Genomic DNA, 18,918 nt, shown 5'->3' with positions numbered 1-18,918 from the left:
GCAAAAGAGAGCAGAAAAGGAGGCGATAGCGGTGAGGTGCGTTACTTCATCAATATAGGTGAGCGCGATGGTTATGATTGGAAGACGCTTAAGGACTTTCTGAAGGCTACGCTCAACTTAGGAAGAGATGATGTCTTCAAAGTAGATGTAAAAAATAGCTTCTCTTTCTTTAATACCGAAGCAGACCAAGCGGACTTAGTGATGAGTACCTTTGCTGATTTTAGAATGGACGGCAGGTTTATCAATGTAGAGATTTCTGACAAAGGAGCAGGGCGTTCACGAGGCGATAAAAAAGGCGGCGAAAGTAGGAGAAAAGGAGAAGATAAGAAGAAAGGTGAAAAGAAAGGCGAGAAGAAAAGTCGTAAACAGAAGACTGTAGAGGCTTTTGAACAGGCTTTCAAGAAAAAGAAAAAACGAAAATAAACCTTACTAACCAACTATTGCGATGTTAGACTATATCATTGAAAAAGACAAAGAATGGCTATGCTATCTGAACCAGATGGGCAGTACAGAAGCCGATGCGGTGTGGTTGGTGATTACCAATGAGCTTGCCTCTATTCCGCTCTATGCTTTTCTGTTGTATTTGTGCTGTAAGTATTTTCATTGGAAGAAGGTACTGCTGATATTGGTGTGTATTGCCTTAGTAGTGGCTACTACCGACCAATTAGCTAATATATTTAAGCACGGCTTTCAGCGGTTGCGCCCCTGCCACGATGAGACCCTCATAGACCGTATGCGAATGGTAATTTGCGGAGGCAAGTATGGTTTTTTCTCGGCGCACGCTAGCAATACAATGGCTGTAGCGGTCTTTTTCAGCAAGCTACTGAAAGAACGCCTAAGGTATATCACTCCTTTTTTGCTATGCTGGTCGTTAGTGGTTAGCTATAGCCGTATTTACTTAGGGGTGCACTTCCCTGGAGATGTGTTGGTAGGCTTGACTATAGGCGCTTTGTTGAGTTTGTTATACTACCGACTTTTTCTTTGGCTTGAAAAGAAAATGCTATGAAAGAAGATTTCTTGCATTATCTTTGGAAATACAAAAAGGTACCTCTCAGTTGCCAACTTAGTACAGGCGAAATGCTTGAAATACTGTCGTTTGGGCAATATAATACCCTTTCAGGAGCAGACTTTTTCAATGCAAAGTTGCTGATAGACGGGCAACAATGGGCGGGCAATGTAGAGATGCATCTGAAGTCCTCGCATTGGTATGCACACGGGCATCAGCAAGATCCTGCCTATCGCAATGTAATACTTCACGTGGTTTGGGAGCACGATATAGAGGTGTTTGACGCTAATAATCAGCCTATACCTACCTTAGAACTTAAGAATGTGATAGCACCAGAGCTGCTCAGTCGTTATCAAACGTCATTAGGGGCGCCTTATGAGTTCATTCCGTGTGAAAAGGACTATAAATCGACCCCAGAGATGACATTATTGTCTTGGAATGAGCGGCTTTTTGTAGAACGATTGGAAGAAAAGTCAGCTTTTATAGCAGAAGTATGGCAAGAAGCCCAATGGGATTGGGAGAAAGTGTTATTTCTTCTTCTGTTGAAGTATTTTGGAGGGGTTGTAAACGGAGAGGCTTTTTTAGAGATAGGTAGGCAGTTAGATTTTTCGATTATTCGCAAGGAATGTAGTCACCCTTTGCATTTAGAAGCATTGTTTTTAGGGCGCGCTAACCTACTGCCAGAAGAAGGAGAACATACTTATATAAAGGATTTGCAGCAACATTATGCTTATTTGAAGCAGAAATATAATCTTCAAGATATCACTGCAATAATTAACTTTAAAGGTTTGCGCCCTCAGAGTTTCCCCACTATACGACTATCGCAGTTAGCACAAGTGTATGAGCAGCGCGAAAGTCTCTTTTCTAAAATCTTAGAGATAACGGATTTACATAGTCTTTTAGCCTTGTTTAAGGTAGGTGTATCGGATTTTTGGGAGACGCATTACACTTTTCATAAGGTATCTCCTAAGGTGAAGAAGCCTATAAGTGCTACTTTGCTACAACTGCTATTGATAAATGTAGTGGTACCTATTCAGTATTTCTATTATAAGACTTTAGGTAAAGACATAACAGAAACATTGATAAAAACTATAAAGGGACTACCTGCAGAGCGTAATGGAGTGGTAGATGCCTTTCAGCACTTAGGCGCCAAGGTAGAGACGGCTTTTGATTCGCAGGTATTGTTGCAGCAACACAAGCAATATTGCAAAGGCAAACGTTGTTTAGATTGCGCAATAGGGGTAGCTTTGCTACGGAAGAAATCTTAGCGAGATAATGCTAAGGCTACGTTGTAAGCACTCTCGAAAGCTAAAAGATTAATCCCTGTCAAGAGGTGCTTGGCTTGGCAATACGTAAGGAGTTTTTCGGTAGGTAAGTAACCGCCTATACCCCTAATAGCACTATAGAACTGCCGTTTTCCAGCTTCGTAGTCTGCTTGTAATGAAGAGTACCAATCCTTTTCGGTGTATAGTTTTTTAATAGCTACCTCATCGTCCTCCTTCAGTCTGATTATTTTAGTTTGAGTATTGCTGAAGTCTAATTGATTACTTATTTGTTGGATGTCTTCTTGTACGGCAATGGCATAAAAGCCAACAGCCAACAAAGATTGTAGGTAATCTTTATTGGCTGTAAAAGCGCATTCTATAATTTGTATTTCTTGAGTCATTATCGGGTTAAAAGTTCGTTCATCGAGTGGATTATATGGTCAGCTTCTTGTAAGTTTTGACCTCCAGAGAGAGGATTTTGGAAGCCTATGCAATGCATACCAGCACTTTTAGCAGCTTTTACACCATTGGTGCTATCTTCTATTACGGTAAATTGTGTAGGGGGTAGGGCATACCATTCGGCTACTTTTAGGAATATCTCGGGATTAGGTTTGCTGTACTTCACATCATCACCGCTCATAATCACTTCAAAATAGTGTTTAATACCTACCTGCTCAGTGAAAATCTCTATAAGTTTTCTACCAGAAGAAGAGGCTAATGACAGGTGCTTCCTCTCTGACTTAAACTGAGCTAATACTTCTTTGACGTGAGGTACTGGAGCTACGTGTAACTCTGGTAACTTCTGAAAGAAGTAATCTTTATGAAACTGTACTAATTCTTCGACGGTTTCAACTCTCTGAGCATCCTGTTTTATCTTTTGCCACATAGGGAAAGCCGACATACCCGTGAGGGTCTGTATATAGTCTCTATCCAAAGGGATATTTTTAAGCTGAAATACTTCATAAATCACCTGTTGGTGCATAGGCTCACTATCTAAGAGCACCCCATCCATATCAAAGATAATGTGTGTCATTAAGCAGCTTCTTTTAGTTGTTTTCTAAAATCTTTTAAGAAGACATTACCAATACCTATTACCAAACCTACGAATGTCCAGATAGCTATAATCATCATACGCTTTGGTTTAGAAGGAGCGTTTGGCACGCTTACAGGCTCAATAACGGTGAAAATAGGCTGGTCTTCTTTTAGCTTGATACGTTTAGCTTCTAATTGTTTAGCTAACTCGGTATATACATTAGCTGCGAGGTTATATTCAGCTTGTAATTGTTGTAAACGGGTTTGGGGTAAGTTGCTAAATAGGTCGCGGTTGCGATCTTGAAACTGAGCTACTGCATACTGTTTAGCTTTGAAGTCTTGTTCGGCTTCAGTACAGCGTTTTTGCACAAAGTCATATTCTTCTTTAGCTTTTTGTAGCTTAAATTCAGTAACAGTCTCTTGTAGTAGTTTTTGGGCACTTTGCAGCATTTGGGCAGCAGGTACTGCTTCAGGCATAATATATGAGAGAGTAATATACCCTTCTTTTTCATTAAGGTCTAACTTGATGTTATTGTCAATGCTATTTAATATGCCTCTCTCTTCATTACTAATAGCTGTTACGGTTAGGCTATCGCTCATTTTGGGTTCAGCTGGTGGTGTACTACTTTTGAATATACCCATCACACGACCTAAAAGACTAGGTTTTGTATACTTCTTCATATATTCCTCATAAGTAATGTTCTTGGGAAGGTCTTTAAAGGTAAGAGGAGTCTGTATTAGTTTCTTCTTAAAAGGAATACTCTCAATGATTTTAGTATAGGTAGTCAACGGTACAGCATCACTACCACCACCTCCTAAGCTAATACCTGCCATAGCAGCCAACCCACTAAGTCCTCCACCAGCTTTATTGTCAGAGGTTTGAGGTATCATAAGAGTAGAAGCAGTATATTCTTTAGAAGCAAACAGAGCTGCTAATATTCCTATAACTAAGAATATCAGTGTAAACAAAGCTATTGATTTTCGCGACTTCCATACTTTCTGTATGAGGGCTATCAAATCAATTTCGTCTTCTTTTATGGTAGTATTGTTTTCCATATATTATTTTGTAATTACATTATAAATTAGAACTCCCATAGTGGTAATTGCGGAGATGATACCTATGGTTTCTCCGGTACTCATTTCTTTCTTTTCTGGTTTTGACGGCACAATGATAATCGCTCCAGGAGCTAATTCAGGGTAGTTTTTAAAGAAAAGAGAGGTGCGTGTAGATTTGATACTTCCATTAGCATATAGTACATATATCGAACGTTTTTTAGCTCTATTAGAAAATCCTCCTGCTTGGTCTATGTACTGGCGCAGTGATTGTCCTTTCTGGAAGCGTACCATTGAGGGAGCTAATACTTCACCCCGTATTTCTACCGTTTGCCTTTCTGAAGGTATAAGCAACATATCGCCCTCGTTGAGTAATAGGTCGTATTTGCTGTGCTTGTGCTTGAGTATTTTACTTATATCTATACCTATACGGTATTCATTTGTTTTCTTAGCTACTTTTTTAAGTGATTTAGAGCTCTCATCAGTTGTACTTTCTTGGGAGATGAGCTCATCTAAGAAATCTTCTTGTTGAATTTCTCCTTCTTCTGTCTTTTTACGCACAAGGGTAGCCCCTTCCTTATAGGCAAAAGGCGTAAATCCACCTACACGCTCTAATAAATCCGAAATGTGTTCATTTTTAGACTGAATGCTGTATACACCTGGGTATAGCACTTCACCCATTACTGACACTGTTTGTAAGGGAGTAAATCCTTTTATATATCGTACAGAAACCACATCGTTAGGTTGCAGTACCATTGCTTCTCCTTCAGATTTCAGTTCATTGTTAGACGAAACTTTAAACGCTTGACTTAGTTTTTCAAAGTTACCATCATTTGTTTCTCTAAAAACTTCTATCACTGAAGGGTCAGCCCCATTAGAAAGACCTCCAGCTAGCGAAATCGCGTCTTCTACTGTCATATTTTCCATATAAGACAGCTCTCTAGGTTTGTTTACAGCCCCTTCTACTTTTACGAATCGTTTAAATTGCAACGAATCTTTGTAGAATATATACAAGCTATCGTTGTCTTTCAGCGTAATGTTGTGTTTATTTTCAATCAAATCTTTTACTGAGAAACTCAGTGTTTGATAATCTACGCGGTTCTCTGTGCGAAAGATAAGACCTCTGTTTAATGAGGCATCTTTCTTTACTCCATTAGCACGGTTTAGCAGGTCGAGGGCAGTCATACCTTCTTTGTATTCGTATACCCCAGGCTGATAAACAGCACCTCCTATACTTAGACGGTTTTGGTATTCATTTGTAATAGCGTGTACTTTTAACCGGTCGCCGTTTTGCATTTTCAGCTTTGATATTTCGCTAAAATTTATCTCTTTCACCTCACGTTTAGCCTCTTTGATGCGTTCAAGCACTAAGGTATTAGTAAAAGCATCAGAGGTAAAACCTCCAAAGAAACTTACTAAGTTAGCCAATGTCTCAGAGTTTAACATTTCGTAAAAACCTTTACGTTTCACTTGACCTTCTACCCATACGCGGTTTTTGTAGGGGGGTACAATAATTACGTCTTGGTCTTGCAAGCCTAAATTGCCTTTTTCAGAGCCATTGATAAGAAAATCATAAATATCAAAGTTAGCTATTTTCTTACCTCCACGCACTAAACTAATTTCCCTAAACGACCCACTTTCTGAAGGCCCTCCACAAGCATAGAGAGCGTTAAGTACAGTAGAGAGCGAACTGAGCGAGTAGGTACCTGGTACCATTACTTCGCCTATGATGTTCACTTTCACAGTGCGCACTTGGGTGATAGTCACGCCAGTATATATTTTAGCATAACTACCATCGGGAGCAGAAATACCAGAATAGATACGCTTTAAGAAAGAATTTATTTTCGCTTTTACTTCCGAAAAAGAGAGACCTGCTACGTGTATGCGTCCTACTCCGTTTAAGAAGATGTTACCTTCAGCATCTACTTTTTGTTTGAAATTACCTTCAGTAGCGCCCCATACTTCTACTAATAGTTCGTCACCAGGACCTACTTGGTAGTTTTCAGGGGTAGCCATATTTAGGTTAGGAGTAAATGAAATCTTCGGATTTTTGAAGAAATCCATCCCGAATATTTCCTTGTCTTTCTCAGGTTGAGGCGTTTTTTCTTTAGGTTCGTTACCGCTGTAGCCGAATATATCTTCTTCCTCGGCAGGTTTACGCATTTTGTCTGTGCTGCTAGTTCCCTTAGTGGTGCTTTTGGTAGCACTACCTAACTGCATAAGGCGTTGTCTTAGCTTCATAGCTTGAGCTTCTTGCATACCACGTGCACGTGCCATAGCCACAAATTGGTCAATGCTATACCCTTGTGCTTGTGCGCGAGCCCAAGCAGTTTGTAGCTGGGTATCAGTCAGGTTGTCTACATTCACCGATGTAACATCTACATTGTTGGTATTGCCTACTTGCGCGCTAAGGCTTGCTACCCCGATGAAAAAACATACTAAAAAGATTCTGAGTCTCAACATTTCTTATAAATACTTTTAGGGTGCAAAGATACAAAACAATTGATAATTAGCAATTAATAAATTAATAATTATTATCTTTGCACTTTAATTTTAACTCAAAACAAAATGCAAAACGGAATTTATGCTAAAATAACAACTCCTAAAGGGGTTATTTTACTGCGCCTTACGTATGATAAAACGCCTGCTACGGTGGGTAATTTCGTAGCCTTAGCCGAAGGCAAGATGAAAAACAGCCAAAAACCACTCGGAGTACCTTATTATGACGGACTTACCTTTCACCGTGTCATTCCTAACTTTATGATTCAAGGGGGCTGCCCTCTTGGCACAGGCACCGGCGAACCTGGCTATCGCTTCGATGATGAGTTTCACCCTGAACTTAAGCACAATAAACCTGGCGTGATTTCAATGGCAAATGCAGGTCCTGGCACCAATGGCAGTCAGTTTTTTATCACTCACGTACCTACGCCTTGGCTCGACGGCAAGCATACAGTTTTTGGTGAAGTGATAGAAGGACAATCAGTAGTCGATGCCGTAGCACAGGGCGATACTATCGAAAAAATAGAAATCATCAGAGTAGGCGAGGAGGCACAACAGTGGGATGCCGTTCGTGCTTTCCAATCGTTAGAAGAAACAAAAGCAGCGCGCCTTGCAGAGCAAAAACGCCAAAACGAAGAGGCTTTTGCTAAAGAAACAGCAGGATTCGATAAGACCGAAAGCGGTTTGTACTATCAAATCACACAACACGGTAATGGCAAAAAAGCGCAAGCCGGACAAAAGGTAGCAGTGCACTATACCGGTATGCTACTCGATAAAACGGTGTTCGATAGCTCTTACCGTCGCCAACAGCCACTTAGTTTTACAGTGGGCGTGGGACAAGTAATTGAGGGCTGGGACGAAGGTATCCTTCTCCTTCACGAGGGCGACAAAGCGCGCTTAGTTATTCCTTCAGAGCTTGCTTACGGAGCTTCTGGTGCTGGCGGAGTTATCCCTCCTCACGCTCCTCTTATCTTCGATGTCGAATTAGTAAAAGTAAACTAATACTAACAATAACAAATAAAAAGTCGGTTAAGCTCATAACTTAACCGACTTTTTTTATTTGTCTCTTGTCTCTCGTCTTTTATCCAAACACGTGCATTGCTTCAAAGGCTACTAAGGTTAGGTAACCTAATACGAAGCCTAATAATGCCATCCAAAGGATATTTTTAGCGTACCAGAAGAAACTTATTTTTTCCATACCCATTGCTACTACACCTGCTGCCGAACCGATAATCAGCAAGCTACCTCCTGTTCCAGCTGAGTAAGCAATAAAGTGCCAAATACCGTTGTCTAATCCTTCTTGGAACATACCCATACTTGCCGCCACCAATGGTACGTTGTCAATTACTGCCGAAGCAAATCCTAACAGAAGTACTACTATGTTTTTGCTTGGGATAGCGCTATTAAGGTTTTGTGCAAAGTTAAATAGCGTACCGATAGTTTGTAGTGAGGCAACTGCCAATAGTATTCCTAAGAAGAATAAGATACTCGAAAACTCTATACGGCTAAGGGCGCGGTGTATACCAAATTTCTCTTCATCTTCTTCATTTAGTTCTTTAGGTTTAAGTTTTTCACCCACAAACCACATAGTAGCCAAAGCGAAAAGCATACCCATATAAGGAGGAAGGTGTGTAATTGATTTGAAAATAGGTACAAAGATAATAGCGATAATACCTATCACTAGTACTGGAGTACTACTTTTATAGGTCACCCCTTCTTGGTTGTTTTCAGTATTTAAATGACCTCTGAATACAGGCAAGAAAGAAGCGATAAGTAGCGGTACTATTAAGCATATAGTTGAAGGGATAAGTACATATTCTACTAATTTAGCCGCACTTACTTTGTTTTTCACCCATAGCATAGTAGTAGTTACGTCTCCAATAGGCGACCACGCACCACCAGCATTAGCCGCAATTACGATAAGCGATGCATACCAAATGCGCTCTTTTTGGTCAGGGATAAGTTTGCGTACGATAGTTATAAGGATAATAGTAGTAGTAAGGTTATCAATGATAGCTGATAAGAAGAACGCGATAAGACCGATAATCCACAGCAGTTTTACCTTGCTTTTAGTGCGGATAATACGTTTGATAATTTCAAAACCGCGGTGCATATCAATCACCTCTACAATGGTCATCGCGCCGATTAAGAAGAAAAGGATTTCGGCAGTTTCAGCCAAGTTGTGTTGTAGAGCAGCATCTATAGCAGAGGCGTTACCTTCGGGCGTATTACTTACAGGGAAGAGCTCGCCATTCATAATATGCATTACATCAATGTTTGATACTTTTAGTATCGTCCAGCATATCACGGCCATAGCCAAAGCCGAAATTGTTTTGTCTACTCTAATCTGATGTTCAGTAGTAATACAAAAATAACCAATAAAAAAGATGGCAATAATCCAAGATTCCATATATACTATTTTTTTATTAAAATTTAACGCCGCAAATATACAAAATCTTTTTATTACTTTCCAAATATTTTTTGATTTATATTTTAGTAGTTAGTCGCTAGTCGTTAGATCATTGTCGCTTTCTAACGACTAGCGACTAACCACTAACGACTAGCGACTAAAGCCCAGCTTTATACACCACTTCTTGTACTCGCTGTCTTATCAATTTGTTTATCAACAATTTGTTTTCAGCCGAAGGGTAAGTCCGGTTAGAGAGGAAGACCACTACTATTTCGTTTATAGGGTCTGCCCAAGCAAAGGTACCCGTAAAACCCGTATGCCCAAAGCTTTCCATTGGCACACAGCCGCAGGTAGGCCCAGCCTTGCCTAATTGAGGTTTGTCAAAACCTAAGCCGCGTCTGTTCCCTTCAGTGCAATAGTTACAAGTGTTAAATAGCTGTATAGCTTGCGGTTGCAAATACCACGTGCCGCCATAATACCCTTTTTGTAGGTACATTTGCATTATCTTAGCCACATCGTCAGCAGTGCCAAAGAGTCCCGCGTGTCCACCTACACCGCCGAGCAAGGCAGCTCCTTGGTCGTGCACATAGCCGCGTAACTCCTGCCCTCTAAAAGTCTTTTCATCTTCAGCAGGAGCTATATTTGTTATCGGGAAGCGCTCCAAAGGTAGGTAAGTCAGCTGATAAGCCCCCAATTCTCGGTAAAAATGCTTTTGTACCGCCTCTTGCAGGGGCTTTTTAGTTTTCTTCTCTATAAAAAGTTTAAAATAGTAGTACGGCAGGTCGCTGTACAGATACTTCTTATCTTTTATCAGATTGCTGTCGTCTATACGCTTGTAAATACTATCCGTAAACCCTTCTCTTAAATACAAATCCTTCGCTACTTGGGTAGGGAAGGAATCGCTGGCGGTAGTACTATAAAATTCTGGCAATGGCTTTTTGTTCTTGTCAAGGGTTTGGTTGAAAAACGGTATCCACGACTGAAACTGTGCGTAGTGCGAGAGCACCTCCTTCATTGTCATCCCTCCCTTGTTAGTATCTTTTAGCCTCGGCAGCAAATCCTCAAAAGTGTCATTAGGCCTAAAATCCCCTTTGGTGTACAGCCGCATCAGTTCGGGCAGGGTAGCCAGTATTTTCGTCAGCGAAGCAAGGTCGTATATCGTATGGTCATTTACTTTGTGTGCAGGGTTGTAGTCTAAGGTACCGAAGTTTTTCCGATAGACTATCTTCCCTTTTTTGGCTACCAATATTTGCATTCCGGGGGTCATCTTTTGGTCGATGGCCTCTTGGGCTATGCTGTCTATGGTCTTGAGCTTATCCGAACTAAGTCCCACACTCTCAGGCAGTCCGTAGGCTAAACGCCCTATTTTAGGGGTTTCTACCGAGGTGCCTACCGGTAGGTCAGGGTGGGCAGACACAGGCAGTATACCTTTCCCTTCTATCGCCCCGAAGAGCAACTGAGCCGTTTTTTCTTGGGCTACTTTATGGTTCTGATACGCAAATACAATACCCTCCAATGGGTGTATGTGCTTCACATTGAGCATAGCGTAAGGACGTGTAAATACAGTCAGTATAGTCTTCTTTTTCTTAGCGATATGCTCTAACCATTTTAGTTCATTTTCACTGAAGTTATAAGCGTCCCACGGAGTTTTGTCTGGTTTGTGCAACCCGATGATTATAGTGGTGTAGGGTTCTATAGCCTCGTATAGTTGTGCTTCATTTTTAGGTTCTATAAGGGCTACATCAGCGTATTTCTTTAGGGTGCTGTAGAAAGTCCAACCGCTGTCATTGCCAAATTTCACATAAGCTATTTTCTGTTTGTCTAACTGCTTTAGCGGTATAATCTGACTCTTGTTTTGGGCTACTGTCAGTGCGTTTTCAAAAATAGCTTCAGTCAGTAGGTCATCTTCAGTTGTGTGCAGCTCTTTGCTCACAGTTGACTCATCTATAGGGGTGAAGGTGGTCAGCCCTACTTTGTATTTAGCCATTAGTATTTTCTTTACCGAGTGGGCTAAACGCTCCTCGCTAATGCGCTTGCTTTGGTAGGCTTTTTTCATCGCCTCAAAGCCTTTAGGCAGATTGCTCGGCATCAGTAGTATATCGTTTCCAGCTAAAAAAGCCTCTACTTCTACCTCGCCTATAGGTAGGTATTCCGATACGCCTTTCATTCCGAGCGCATCGGTAAAGATAAGCCCCTCATACCCCATTTTTTTCTTTAGCAAATCGGTGATAATCGTTTTAGAAAGCGATGAGGGTAAACCGTTTTTAGGTTCTAAGGCAGGCACGTTTAGGTGACCTACCATCACGCTCGCTACGCTTTTAGAAAGGGCTCTAAAAGGGTAGAGTTCTACTTCTTCCAAGCGGTTAGCCGTAAAGTTGATAGTAGGTAGTGTTTTATGCGAATCTTTCGCTGTATCGCCGTGTCCAGGGAAGTGCTTAGCACTGCCCAGCACGCCTACCGACTGCATTCCTCGGGTAAAAGCAAGTCCTTTTTGGGCTACATTCTCTTTGTCTTCACCAAACGAGCGGTTACCTATAATAGGGTTCTCCGGATTAGTATTGATGTCGATGTCTGGTGCAAAGTTAAACTGCATTCCTATTTGTTTGCAGTGCTGCCCGATGCGTTTGCCTGCGCGTTCTATCAGGCTATTGTCTTTTACAGCCCCCATTGTCATATTCCAAGGGTAGGCGAAAGTAGAGTCTAGGCGCATAGCCAGACCCCATTCGGCATCCATAGCCATAAAAAGAGGAATTTTAGAGAGAGGTTGATACTCATTAGTGAGTTTCACCTGTCTTTTCGGGCCTCCTTTCGAGAATATGATACCGCCTATATAATATTTTTTAATCCAATCTTTTACTTCTTCAGCTCTTTTAGTACCGATATGGCTTGAAAACAGCGATACCATAAACAATTGACCTATTTTTTCGTCTAAAGTCATTTGTTTATAAGTGTTTTCCACCCATTGTTCTTGTTCTTTAGCTTTGTTAGTCATCACCAGCGGACTTTGAGCCCTTCCGATAATTGTGGTTAATACCCAACAAACTGCTATAAGTAAGTGTTGTTTTTTCATTTTTGATATTCTTCTAATTCTTTACTAAGGATATTGATGTATTGTTGATGTTCAGGTTTATAAATAAAGTTAATATAATGGTTGCCTATAGGTTCATTCATAATAACAGAGCTTTTAATCAATAAGTTTTTAGGTTTTGCTTTTTCAAATAAAGCATAAAAAAGCTCATTCCTAAAGTGTTGAGGCGAAAAGAAATGCCGCTTATCATTATTTCGGTAATATATTGGCGAATTATCGCAATAATAATAAAGTATAACATCTCTTTCAGATAAATATTGACGTATTTCTTCAATAATATGATTGAAAACTTTCATCGAGTTAGTAGAATAAGTCTGTTTTTTCAAACTCAAACTTACTTCTACTACTGGTATAGTTATATTTGAAAGAGGTTGATAAATAGAAAAAAGCAAAACATATTGGTTACCTTTTTCACTTTCAAAAGGTATTTTAATATCTAAGCCCAATGTCAAATTCTTTTGTATTCTTTAAATTCCATTTGCATAATTTCCTCTTTTAGCTTTTTAGACCTTTCTGCTATTTGTTCCATAAAAGCTAATAGTTTCTCACTGGGGTTCTTTATCATTACTTGCGTGGCGTTGTCCGATTGGCGTAGCACCACTACTTCTTGTTTCTTCTCCATACGTTTTTCATATTTAATTAATAGAGAGTTAGGAGTCCAGCCCCTAACTCTCATAGAAAATATATTAACAATTAAAAACTTTTCTTAATCATCTAATTGTCAAATTAGTAAATTGGCAAATCGCCTAAAACTCCTCTATGTTATACGCTTTCAGCTTGTTATAAAGGGTTTTACGGGTGAAGCCCAGCAGTTTAGCCGCTTCAGTCTTATTGTTGTTTGTTTCGTGTAGCGCTCCAATGATCAGTTCGCGCTCATTCTCTTTGGTCGAAAACGAAAAACGTTCAGTAGGGAAGTGGCGTGTCTCGCTCATCACAAAGTCTGGCAACTCATTTTCGCTGATATAATCAGTAGTGGTGAGCAGTGTAGCGCGCTTCACTACATTCGATAACTCGCGTAGGTTACCACCCCAATTGTAGTTCAACATCTTCTGAACAGCTCTTTCGGTAAAGCCTTGCACGTTTTTGTGTAGCTTTTCATTAGTTATCTCTAAGAAATACGAAGCAAATATCATCAAGTCGTCTTTGCGCTCGCTTAGCGATGGCACTTTTATAGCGAACTCATTTAAGCGGTGGTATAAATCCTCGCGAAAATCACCTTTGTTCACCGCCTCCAATAAGTCCTCATTAGTAGCCGCTAATACTCTGATGTCTACCTCTATTTCTTTTGAACTACCAATAGGTTTGATACGGCGCTCTTGTAGGGCGCGTAGCAACTGTATTTGGTTCTCATAGCTAAGGTTACCCACCTCATCAAGGAAGATTGTACCGCCATTAGCTTCTTCAAAATGTCCTTTTTTATCGGTGATAGCCCCTGTAAACGAACCTTTTACGTGTCCGAAAAACTCACTCGAAGCTATTTCTTTAGGTATGGCTCCGCAGTCTACTGCTATAAAAGGCTTGTTGCGGCGCTCGCTTTTTAGGTGTATCAGCTTTGCTACCACCTCTTTACCTGTACCGCTTTCGCCCATAATGAGCACCGACATATCGGTCGGAGCCACCAAGTTGATAAACTTGCTCAGCTTTTTAGACGCGGGACTTACTCCCTCTATAAACGGATTTTCTTCCGTCACCTTAGGGGCTTTCACCATTTTCGCCGGACTGCTATGGTCAGTTTTGCTCAAAGGAGCAGCAGTCTCTACAGTTTCAGGCTTAGGGGTAGAAAATACTGTATTTTGGGCATTTTTTATCACATTAAGCACATCTTCCTGCTGAAAGGGTTTAGAGATATAGTCAAAAGCACCGAGTTTCATCGCTTCTACAGCAGTCGAAACCTCGGCGTAGCTGGTCATAACCACCACGGGCAAGTTAGGGAAAATATCTTTCACCTGCTTTAGAAAGTTGATACCATCACCATCGGGTAGCCTTAGGTCGGTAAATATCATTTTAATAGCAGGGGTCAAGTTCTTCTCGGCCTCTTCTAAACTATAGCACCCAATCACATCATATCCGTTGCGTTCCAAAAAGCGGCTAAGCATTTTTGAAAATACTACATCATCTTCTACTAATAGAATGGGGGTTTTCATACGTTTTCTAAATCTATATAATTAATATTTGCTTTTGTTACAATAATTCAGAATTCAAAATTCAAAAAGTGTGCAAAAATACAATTTTATTTTGAAATAATTACACTTTTTACTCAAAAAAAAAGTCCCCTTATCACAAGGGAACTTTTTTCAATGCATATAATATAAATACTACTACTAACTCCCAATTTTGTTAGCTCAATGAATGATAGCTGTTTAGCAATTAAATTTTAGCAATGTTTCTCAATGAAAAGTTGTTTCCCAACAACAAAATGAATTTAATTTTTTTCAACAACTTCGTTTTAATGATTCTTATCTAACAATGTTTCTTTTAGCAATTTTTTTCAGTAATTTAATTTCTTAACCAATTTCTTGTATATGCTGAAAGAGCCACCATTCATATTATAAGTATGCACTAATAAATTATAAATGTTTAATCTTCTAACTTACGCTATATACTTTGAAAAAACTGTGCCAAACTTATCATTACCCGTTAATAAATACTTCAATGTCTTTATAATCAAATAGATAATCCGTTAATAACTTGTCGATAGCCTGTTAATAACTATGTTAATAAATGTGTAAAAGGTGTGTAATTACACGTTACAGGTTACACTAGATTTCCCATATTCCTAATTTTTTTGCTTTTTCTTGAATGTTTAGAAAATTATTCTCTCTACGCTTACCCTATACAATCGATATAGGAAGGATACAGGAAGAGCGAACAGTTAGCGAACGATTAACGAAGTATAAACATCTAATAAACCTTCCAAACATAGAAAAACATCAAAATTCAAAAATATTTTGTATCTTTGCCAAAAATAAGTAGAGATTATGCCATACACTAACGGCTAACAACTAACGACTAGCGACTAATTACTAACAACTAACGACTAACGACTAACCACTAATCACTAACGACTAAAAATGGACATTTCCCTTTCTAAATCCTCACTGCGTTCAGGGCAGTCACTACAGCTGTCAGGCTCCAAATCCGAAAGCAATAGAGCGCTACTCTTGCAAGCGCTGTACCCCGAACTCTCTATTAGCAACCTCTCTACAGCCGATGACACTCGCCTACTCCTAAAAGCATTGTATTCTTGCACACCGCTGATAGATGTGCATCACGCCGGTACGGCTATGCGTTTCCTTACAGCCTATTTTGCAGCACAGTTAGGAGCTGATGTCCTGCTGATGGGCTCAGAGCGTATGCACCAGCGACCCATAGCCCTATTAGTCGATGCTCTGCGCTCGCTTGGGGCTGATATCACCTATACAGAAAAAGAAGGCTTTTCACCGCTGCGCATCAAGGGGAAAGAACTAAACGGTAGCCATGTCAGCTTGCAGGGCAATGTCAGCAGCCAGTACAGTTCTGCCTTGCTCCTCATTGCACCCACGCTCCCCAACGGACTTCATTTAGAGCTCACCGGTAGTATCACCTCTTTACCCTACCTACAGATGACCCTCGACCTGTTGTCCTATTGCATTGGTGCTGAGCACGTACATTTCAGCGGTAACGAGATACGCATCACCCCTGCCGATAGCCTACAGAACTATCATTGGCAAGTAGAGTCAGATTGGTCTTCAGCTTCCTATTGGTATAGTTTTGTAGCCCTTTCGCCTGTAGGCACCACCCTCTCACTCCGCGACTTTAAGCAACCGAGTCTGCAAGGCGATAGCGCACTACAGCAGCTGTATCGCGCGCTGGGGGTTACCACTACCCTTAGTGATACGACCCTCACGCTTACTAAGGTGTCAGCCCCTCAAACGGACAGCTTTACGGCCGACCTCAATGCTACCCCCGACATAGCCCAAACCCTTGCGGTTACCTGCTTAGGCTTGGGGATAGGCTGTGCGCTCTCAGGCTTACACACCCTAAGTATAAAAGAAACCGACCGCCTCACAGCCCTACAAACCGAGTTGAGCAAGTTTGGTGCGGAGGTAACCATCACCAGCGACAGTCTGCAATTTCCTCCTTGTCGTAGTTTGAATAGCGGAGTGCAAGTGGCTACTTATAATGACCATCGTATGGCGATGGCGTTTGCCCCGCTGATGCTTCTCACCCCACTCGTAATACTTGATAAAGAGGTGGTAACTAAGTCATATCCAACTTTTTGGCAAGATGTAGCCCAGCTAACAGTAGAAGATGAAGAAAAGTGATAAAAGTTATAAAAATCTGATAATCAGCATTTTGTTATCTTTTTGAAAGAAAGGAGATAAATAAAAGCTAAAAAAAATCTGCTAACATAGTGTTTATTAAATATTTAATTTGTATCTTTGCGCCCACAAATACGAAGATGAATATTCATATATAAAAATAACAAAGATGACAAAAGCAGAAATTGTATCAAAGATTTCCGACAAATCAGGTCTTGACAAAAACGAAGTTCAGTTAATCGTTGAAAACTTTATGGATGAAGTGATTAACTCTTTAAAAGATGGACAAAACGTGTATTTGAGAGGTTTCGGCAGTTTTATAATCAAAACAAGAGCCGAAAAAACAGGGCGTAATATTTCTAAAAATACTACCTTAAAAATACCTGCTCACAACATTCCTGCCTTTAAGCCAGCTAAGGTATTTGTAGACACTGTGAAAGACAATGTAAAAGTAAATTAATATTAATCATATAAAAATAATAAAGTTATGCCAAGCGGAAAAAAAAGAAAAAGACATAAAGTGGCTAACCACAAACGCAAAAAAAGAGCGAGAGCTAATCGCCACAAAAAGAAAAAGTAGTTTTTAACTACTTTTTCTTGCTTAAAAACAACCCTAAATTGTTCATTGAATTATTAACTAAAAATCCAACAAAGTGGAAAAAGAATTAATTATCCGTTCTGGCTCCTCTTACGTAGATTTTGCTTTGCTCAGAGACGGTAGGCTGATAGAGCTTCACAAAGAAGAAGATACTAACGGTCTGGGTGTGGGCGACATAATGTTAGCCAAAGTGCGCAAGCCTATACAAGGGCTCAATGCGGCTTTCGTTAATGTGGGGCACGAAAAAGATGCCTTCCTACATTACCACGACTTAGGCCCTCAGTTAGCTTCTTTACTTAAGTTCATCAAGTGGGTTATCTCAGGGAAATTAAAAGATTTTTCCCTAAAAGACTTCCCTCTTGAACCAGATATCGATAAGAATGGCTCGGTAGCCGATACTCTCAAACCTAATCAGCCCATATTGGTGCAGATAGTCAAAGAGCCTATCTCTACCAAAGGTCCTCGTATCAGTTCTGAACTCTCTATAGCGGGTAGGTATTTAGTACTCGTACCTTTTTCTGACCGTATTTCTATCTCGCAGAAGATAGAGAGCAAATCCGAAAAAGAACGTTTGCGAAAACTCTTGCAAAGCATTAAGCCTAAAGGCTTTGGCGTAATAGTGCGCACGGTAGCCGAAGGGAAAAAAGTAGCCGAATTAGACAAGGATTTACAGTCTCTCTTCAATCGCTGGGTTTTGATGTGCAGAAAAATTCAAAAAGCGGTTTATCCCTCTAAGGTGATGAGCGAAGTGAACAGAACAGGTGCCATACTCCGCGACTTGTTCAACGATACTTTTACAGGCATACACGTAGATAACGAACAGCTGTACGAGCAGATAAAGAAGTATGTGCAAGAGATAGCACCTGAAAAAGAAAGCATCGTAAAATTATACCGCTCATCGGTACCTATTTTTGAGAAGTTTCATATTGAACGTCAGATAAAGACGGCTTTCGGTCGTACCGTATCAATGCCCAAAGGGGCTTACTTAGTCATAGAGCACACCGAAGCCCTACACGTAATCGACGTAAATAGTGGAAATCACTCTAACAAAAATAACGACCAAGAAACTACAGCCTTATCTGTAAACCTAATTGCTGCTACCGAGATAGCACGCCAACTGCGCCTCCGCGATATGGGGGGTATCATAGTAGTTGATTTTATTGATATGGCAAGCAGCGATAACCGCCGTATATTGTTTGACCATCTTCGCGATGAAATGGCTGAAGACCGTGCCAAACACAAAATACTGCCCCCAAGTAAGTTCGGGCTTATACAAATCACTCGGCAACGCGTACGCCAAGAGCTGAACATCAAAACTAAAGAAGAGAACCCAAGCAAAGAGGGCGAAATTGAAGCCCCTATTGTTCTTATTGATAAAATCAACATAGAACTTGAAAGCATTATTAAGGAGGATGCTTACAAAGGGCGTATTGTGCTCAATGCACACCCTTTTATAGCAGCTTATTTGACCAAAGGATTCCTAAACTCTATTCGTTTTAAATGGTTTCTGAAATACAAGCGGTGGATAAAGATACTGCCCCGCGATGCCTATTCTTACTTAGAATATCGTTTTAAAACTAATGAAGGAACCCCTCTTTAAAAATTTAATCGGTGTGCTACTACCCTCATAGTTGCACACCGATTTCTTTTTTTATATCTTTTATAT

At 40.3% G+C, this 18,918-nt stretch carries 16 protein-coding genes; 7 read left to right on the top strand and 9 right to left on the bottom strand.

The window, feature by feature from the left end:
* The 3 genes from HMPREF9074_RS05640 to HMPREF9074_RS05630 all read left to right on the top strand — a co-directional run.
* Positions 1 to 423, top strand: a 423-nt coding sequence (locus HMPREF9074_RS05640; protein WP_034539939.1) for a DbpA RNA binding domain-containing protein, incomplete at its 5' end; no start/stop codon positions are given.
* 22 nt (positions 424 to 445) lie between these two features.
* Positions 446 to 1,006, top strand: coding sequence for a phosphatase PAP2 family protein (locus HMPREF9074_RS05635; RefSeq protein WP_009389264.1), 561 nt, complete (start codon positions 446 to 448; stop codon positions 1,004 to 1,006).
* Entirely contained in the window at positions 1,003 to 2,274 is a 1,272-nt protein-coding gene (locus HMPREF9074_RS05630) for a DUF2851 family protein (protein WP_009389265.1), read from the top strand. Before HMPREF9074_RS05635 ends, HMPREF9074_RS05630 begins: the two co-directional genes overlap by 4 nt.
* Here the strand turns inward: HMPREF9074_RS05630 and HMPREF9074_RS05625 are convergent.
* From HMPREF9074_RS05625 to HMPREF9074_RS05610, 4 genes are read right to left on the bottom strand one after another with little or no spacing between them, the layout of a single operon-like run.
* Positions 2,271 to 2,675, bottom strand: coding sequence for a pyruvate carboxyltransferase (locus tag HMPREF9074_RS05625; protein ID WP_369700495.1), 405 nt, complete (start codon positions 2,673 to 2,675; stop codon positions 2,271 to 2,273). The two genes, HMPREF9074_RS05630 and HMPREF9074_RS05625, sit on opposite strands and share 4 nt — an antisense overlap.
* Positions 2,672 to 3,304, bottom strand: coding sequence for an HAD family hydrolase (locus tag HMPREF9074_RS05620; protein WP_009389267.1), 633 nt, complete (start codon positions 3,302 to 3,304; stop codon positions 2,672 to 2,674). The genes HMPREF9074_RS05625 and HMPREF9074_RS05620 overlap by 4 nt, the downstream gene beginning before the upstream one ends.
* Positions 3,304 to 4,359: a Wzz/FepE/Etk N-terminal domain-containing protein gene (locus tag HMPREF9074_RS05615; RefSeq protein ID WP_009389268.1), complete on the bottom strand. Its 1,056-nt coding sequence runs from the start codon at positions 4,357 to 4,359 to the stop codon at positions 3,304 to 3,306. The genes HMPREF9074_RS05620 and HMPREF9074_RS05615 overlap by 1 nt, the downstream gene beginning before the upstream one ends.
* A gap of 3 nt (positions 4,360 to 4,362) precedes the next feature.
* Complete coding sequence (locus tag HMPREF9074_RS05610; protein ID WP_009389269.1) at positions 4,363 to 6,819, bottom strand: SLBB domain-containing protein; 2,457 nt, start codon at positions 6,817 to 6,819, stop codon at positions 4,363 to 4,365.
* Between the two features lie 105 nt (positions 6,820 to 6,924).
* On the opposite strand from HMPREF9074_RS05610, the gene HMPREF9074_RS05605 reads away from it, so the two are divergent.
* Positions 6,925 to 7,857 (top strand): peptidylprolyl isomerase, encoded by a 933-nt coding sequence (locus HMPREF9074_RS05605; protein WP_009389270.1) that lies wholly within the window; start codon positions 6,925 to 6,927, stop codon positions 7,855 to 7,857.
* Between the two features lie 79 nt (positions 7,858 to 7,936).
* Here the strand turns inward: HMPREF9074_RS05605 and nhaD are convergent, their stop codons facing one another.
* The 5 genes from nhaD to HMPREF9074_RS05580 form a co-directional block, all read right to left on the bottom strand.
* Positions 7,937 to 9,265, bottom strand: a complete 1,329-nt coding sequence (gene nhaD, locus HMPREF9074_RS05600; RefSeq protein ID WP_009389271.1) for a sodium:proton antiporter NhaD — start codon at positions 9,263 to 9,265, stop codon at positions 7,937 to 7,939.
* 157 nt (positions 9,266 to 9,422) lie between these two features.
* Positions 9,423 to 12,335 carry a glycoside hydrolase family 3 N-terminal domain-containing protein gene (locus HMPREF9074_RS05595; protein ID WP_009389272.1) on the bottom strand — a complete coding sequence of 971 codons (2,913 nt, stop codon included), beginning with the start codon at positions 12,333 to 12,335 and terminating at the stop codon, positions 9,423 to 9,425.
* Positions 12,332 to 12,799: a hypothetical protein gene (locus HMPREF9074_RS05590; protein WP_034539936.1), complete on the bottom strand. Its 468-nt coding sequence runs from the start codon at positions 12,797 to 12,799 to the stop codon at positions 12,332 to 12,334. Before HMPREF9074_RS05590 ends, HMPREF9074_RS05595 begins: the two co-directional genes overlap by 4 nt.
* Positions 12,800 to 12,801: 2 nt before the next feature.
* Positions 12,802 to 12,975, bottom strand: coding sequence for a hypothetical protein (locus HMPREF9074_RS12350; protein ID WP_196774065.1), 174 nt, complete (start codon positions 12,973 to 12,975; stop codon positions 12,802 to 12,804).
* 124 nt (positions 12,976 to 13,099) lie between these two features.
* On the bottom strand, positions 13,100 to 14,497 hold the full coding sequence (locus tag HMPREF9074_RS05580) for a sigma-54-dependent transcriptional regulator (RefSeq protein WP_009389275.1): 1,398 nt from the start codon (positions 14,495 to 14,497) through the stop codon (positions 13,100 to 13,102).
* 927 nt (positions 14,498 to 15,424) lie between these two features.
* Here HMPREF9074_RS05580 and HMPREF9074_RS05575 point away from each other — a divergent pair.
* From HMPREF9074_RS05575 to HMPREF9074_RS05565, 3 genes are all read left to right on the top strand, one after another.
* A complete protein-coding gene (locus HMPREF9074_RS05575; protein WP_009389276.1) occupies positions 15,425 to 16,657 on the top strand; it encodes a 3-phosphoshikimate 1-carboxyvinyltransferase in 1,233 nt (410 codons plus the stop codon).
* A gap of 166 nt (positions 16,658 to 16,823) precedes the next feature.
* Complete coding sequence (locus HMPREF9074_RS05570; protein ID WP_009389277.1) at positions 16,824 to 17,114, top strand: HU family DNA-binding protein; 291 nt, start codon at positions 16,824 to 16,826, stop codon at positions 17,112 to 17,114.
* 193 nt (positions 17,115 to 17,307) lie between these two features.
* Entirely contained in the window at positions 17,308 to 18,852 is a 1,545-nt protein-coding gene (locus HMPREF9074_RS05565; RefSeq protein WP_009389278.1) for an Rne/Rng family ribonuclease, read from the top strand.
* Positions 18,853 to 18,918: the final 66 nt, after the last annotated feature.

It is taken from the genome of Capnocytophaga sp. oral taxon 329 str. F0087, from assembly GCF_000213295.2.
Lineage (GTDB): Bacteria > Bacteroidota > Bacteroidia > Flavobacteriales > Flavobacteriaceae > Capnocytophaga > Capnocytophaga leadbetteri_A.
Note: the sequence above shows the minus strand (reverse complement) of the source record. Positions and strands in the feature narration are given on the sequence as shown.

Excerpts from the sequence above, each read along its gene's own strand:
- HMPREF9074_RS12350 (WP_196774065.1), bottom strand. The coding sequence starts at position 12,975 with ATGGAGAAGAAACAAGAAGTAGTGGTGCTACGCCAATCGGACAACGCC.
- HMPREF9074_RS05580 (WP_009389275.1), bottom strand. The coding sequence starts at position 14,497 with ATGAAAACCCCCATTCTATTAGTAGAAGATGATGTAGTATTTTCAAAA.
- HMPREF9074_RS05605 (WP_009389270.1), top strand. The coding sequence starts at position 6,925 with ATGCAAAACGGAATTTATGCTAAAATAACAACTCCTAAAGGGGTTATT.
- HMPREF9074_RS05570 (WP_009389277.1), top strand. The coding sequence starts at position 16,824 with ATGACAAAAGCAGAAATTGTATCAAAGATTTCCGACAAATCAGGTCTT.
- HMPREF9074_RS05620 (WP_009389267.1), bottom strand. The coding sequence starts at position 3,304 with ATGACACACATTATCTTTGATATGGATGGGGTGCTCTTAGATAGTGAG.
- HMPREF9074_RS05630 (WP_009389265.1), top strand. The coding sequence starts at position 1,003 with ATGAAAGAAGATTTCTTGCATTATCTTTGGAAATACAAAAAGGTACCT.
- HMPREF9074_RS05615 (WP_009389268.1), bottom strand. The coding sequence starts at position 4,359 with ATGGAAAACAATACTACCATAAAAGAAGACGAAATTGATTTGATAGCC.
- HMPREF9074_RS05635 (WP_009389264.1), top strand. The coding sequence starts at position 446 with ATGTTAGACTATATCATTGAAAAAGACAAAGAATGGCTATGCTATCTG.
- HMPREF9074_RS05610 (WP_009389269.1), bottom strand. The coding sequence starts at position 6,819 with ATGTTGAGACTCAGAATCTTTTTAGTATGTTTTTTCATCGGGGTAGCA.
- HMPREF9074_RS05575 (WP_009389276.1), top strand. The coding sequence starts at position 15,425 with ATGGACATTTCCCTTTCTAAATCCTCACTGCGTTCAGGGCAGTCACTA.
- nhaD (WP_009389271.1), bottom strand. The coding sequence starts at position 9,265 with ATGGAATCTTGGATTATTGCCATCTTTTTTATTGGTTATTTTTGTATT.
- HMPREF9074_RS05595 (WP_009389272.1), bottom strand. The coding sequence starts at position 12,335 with ATGAAAAAACAACACTTACTTATAGCAGTTTGTTGGGTATTAACCACA.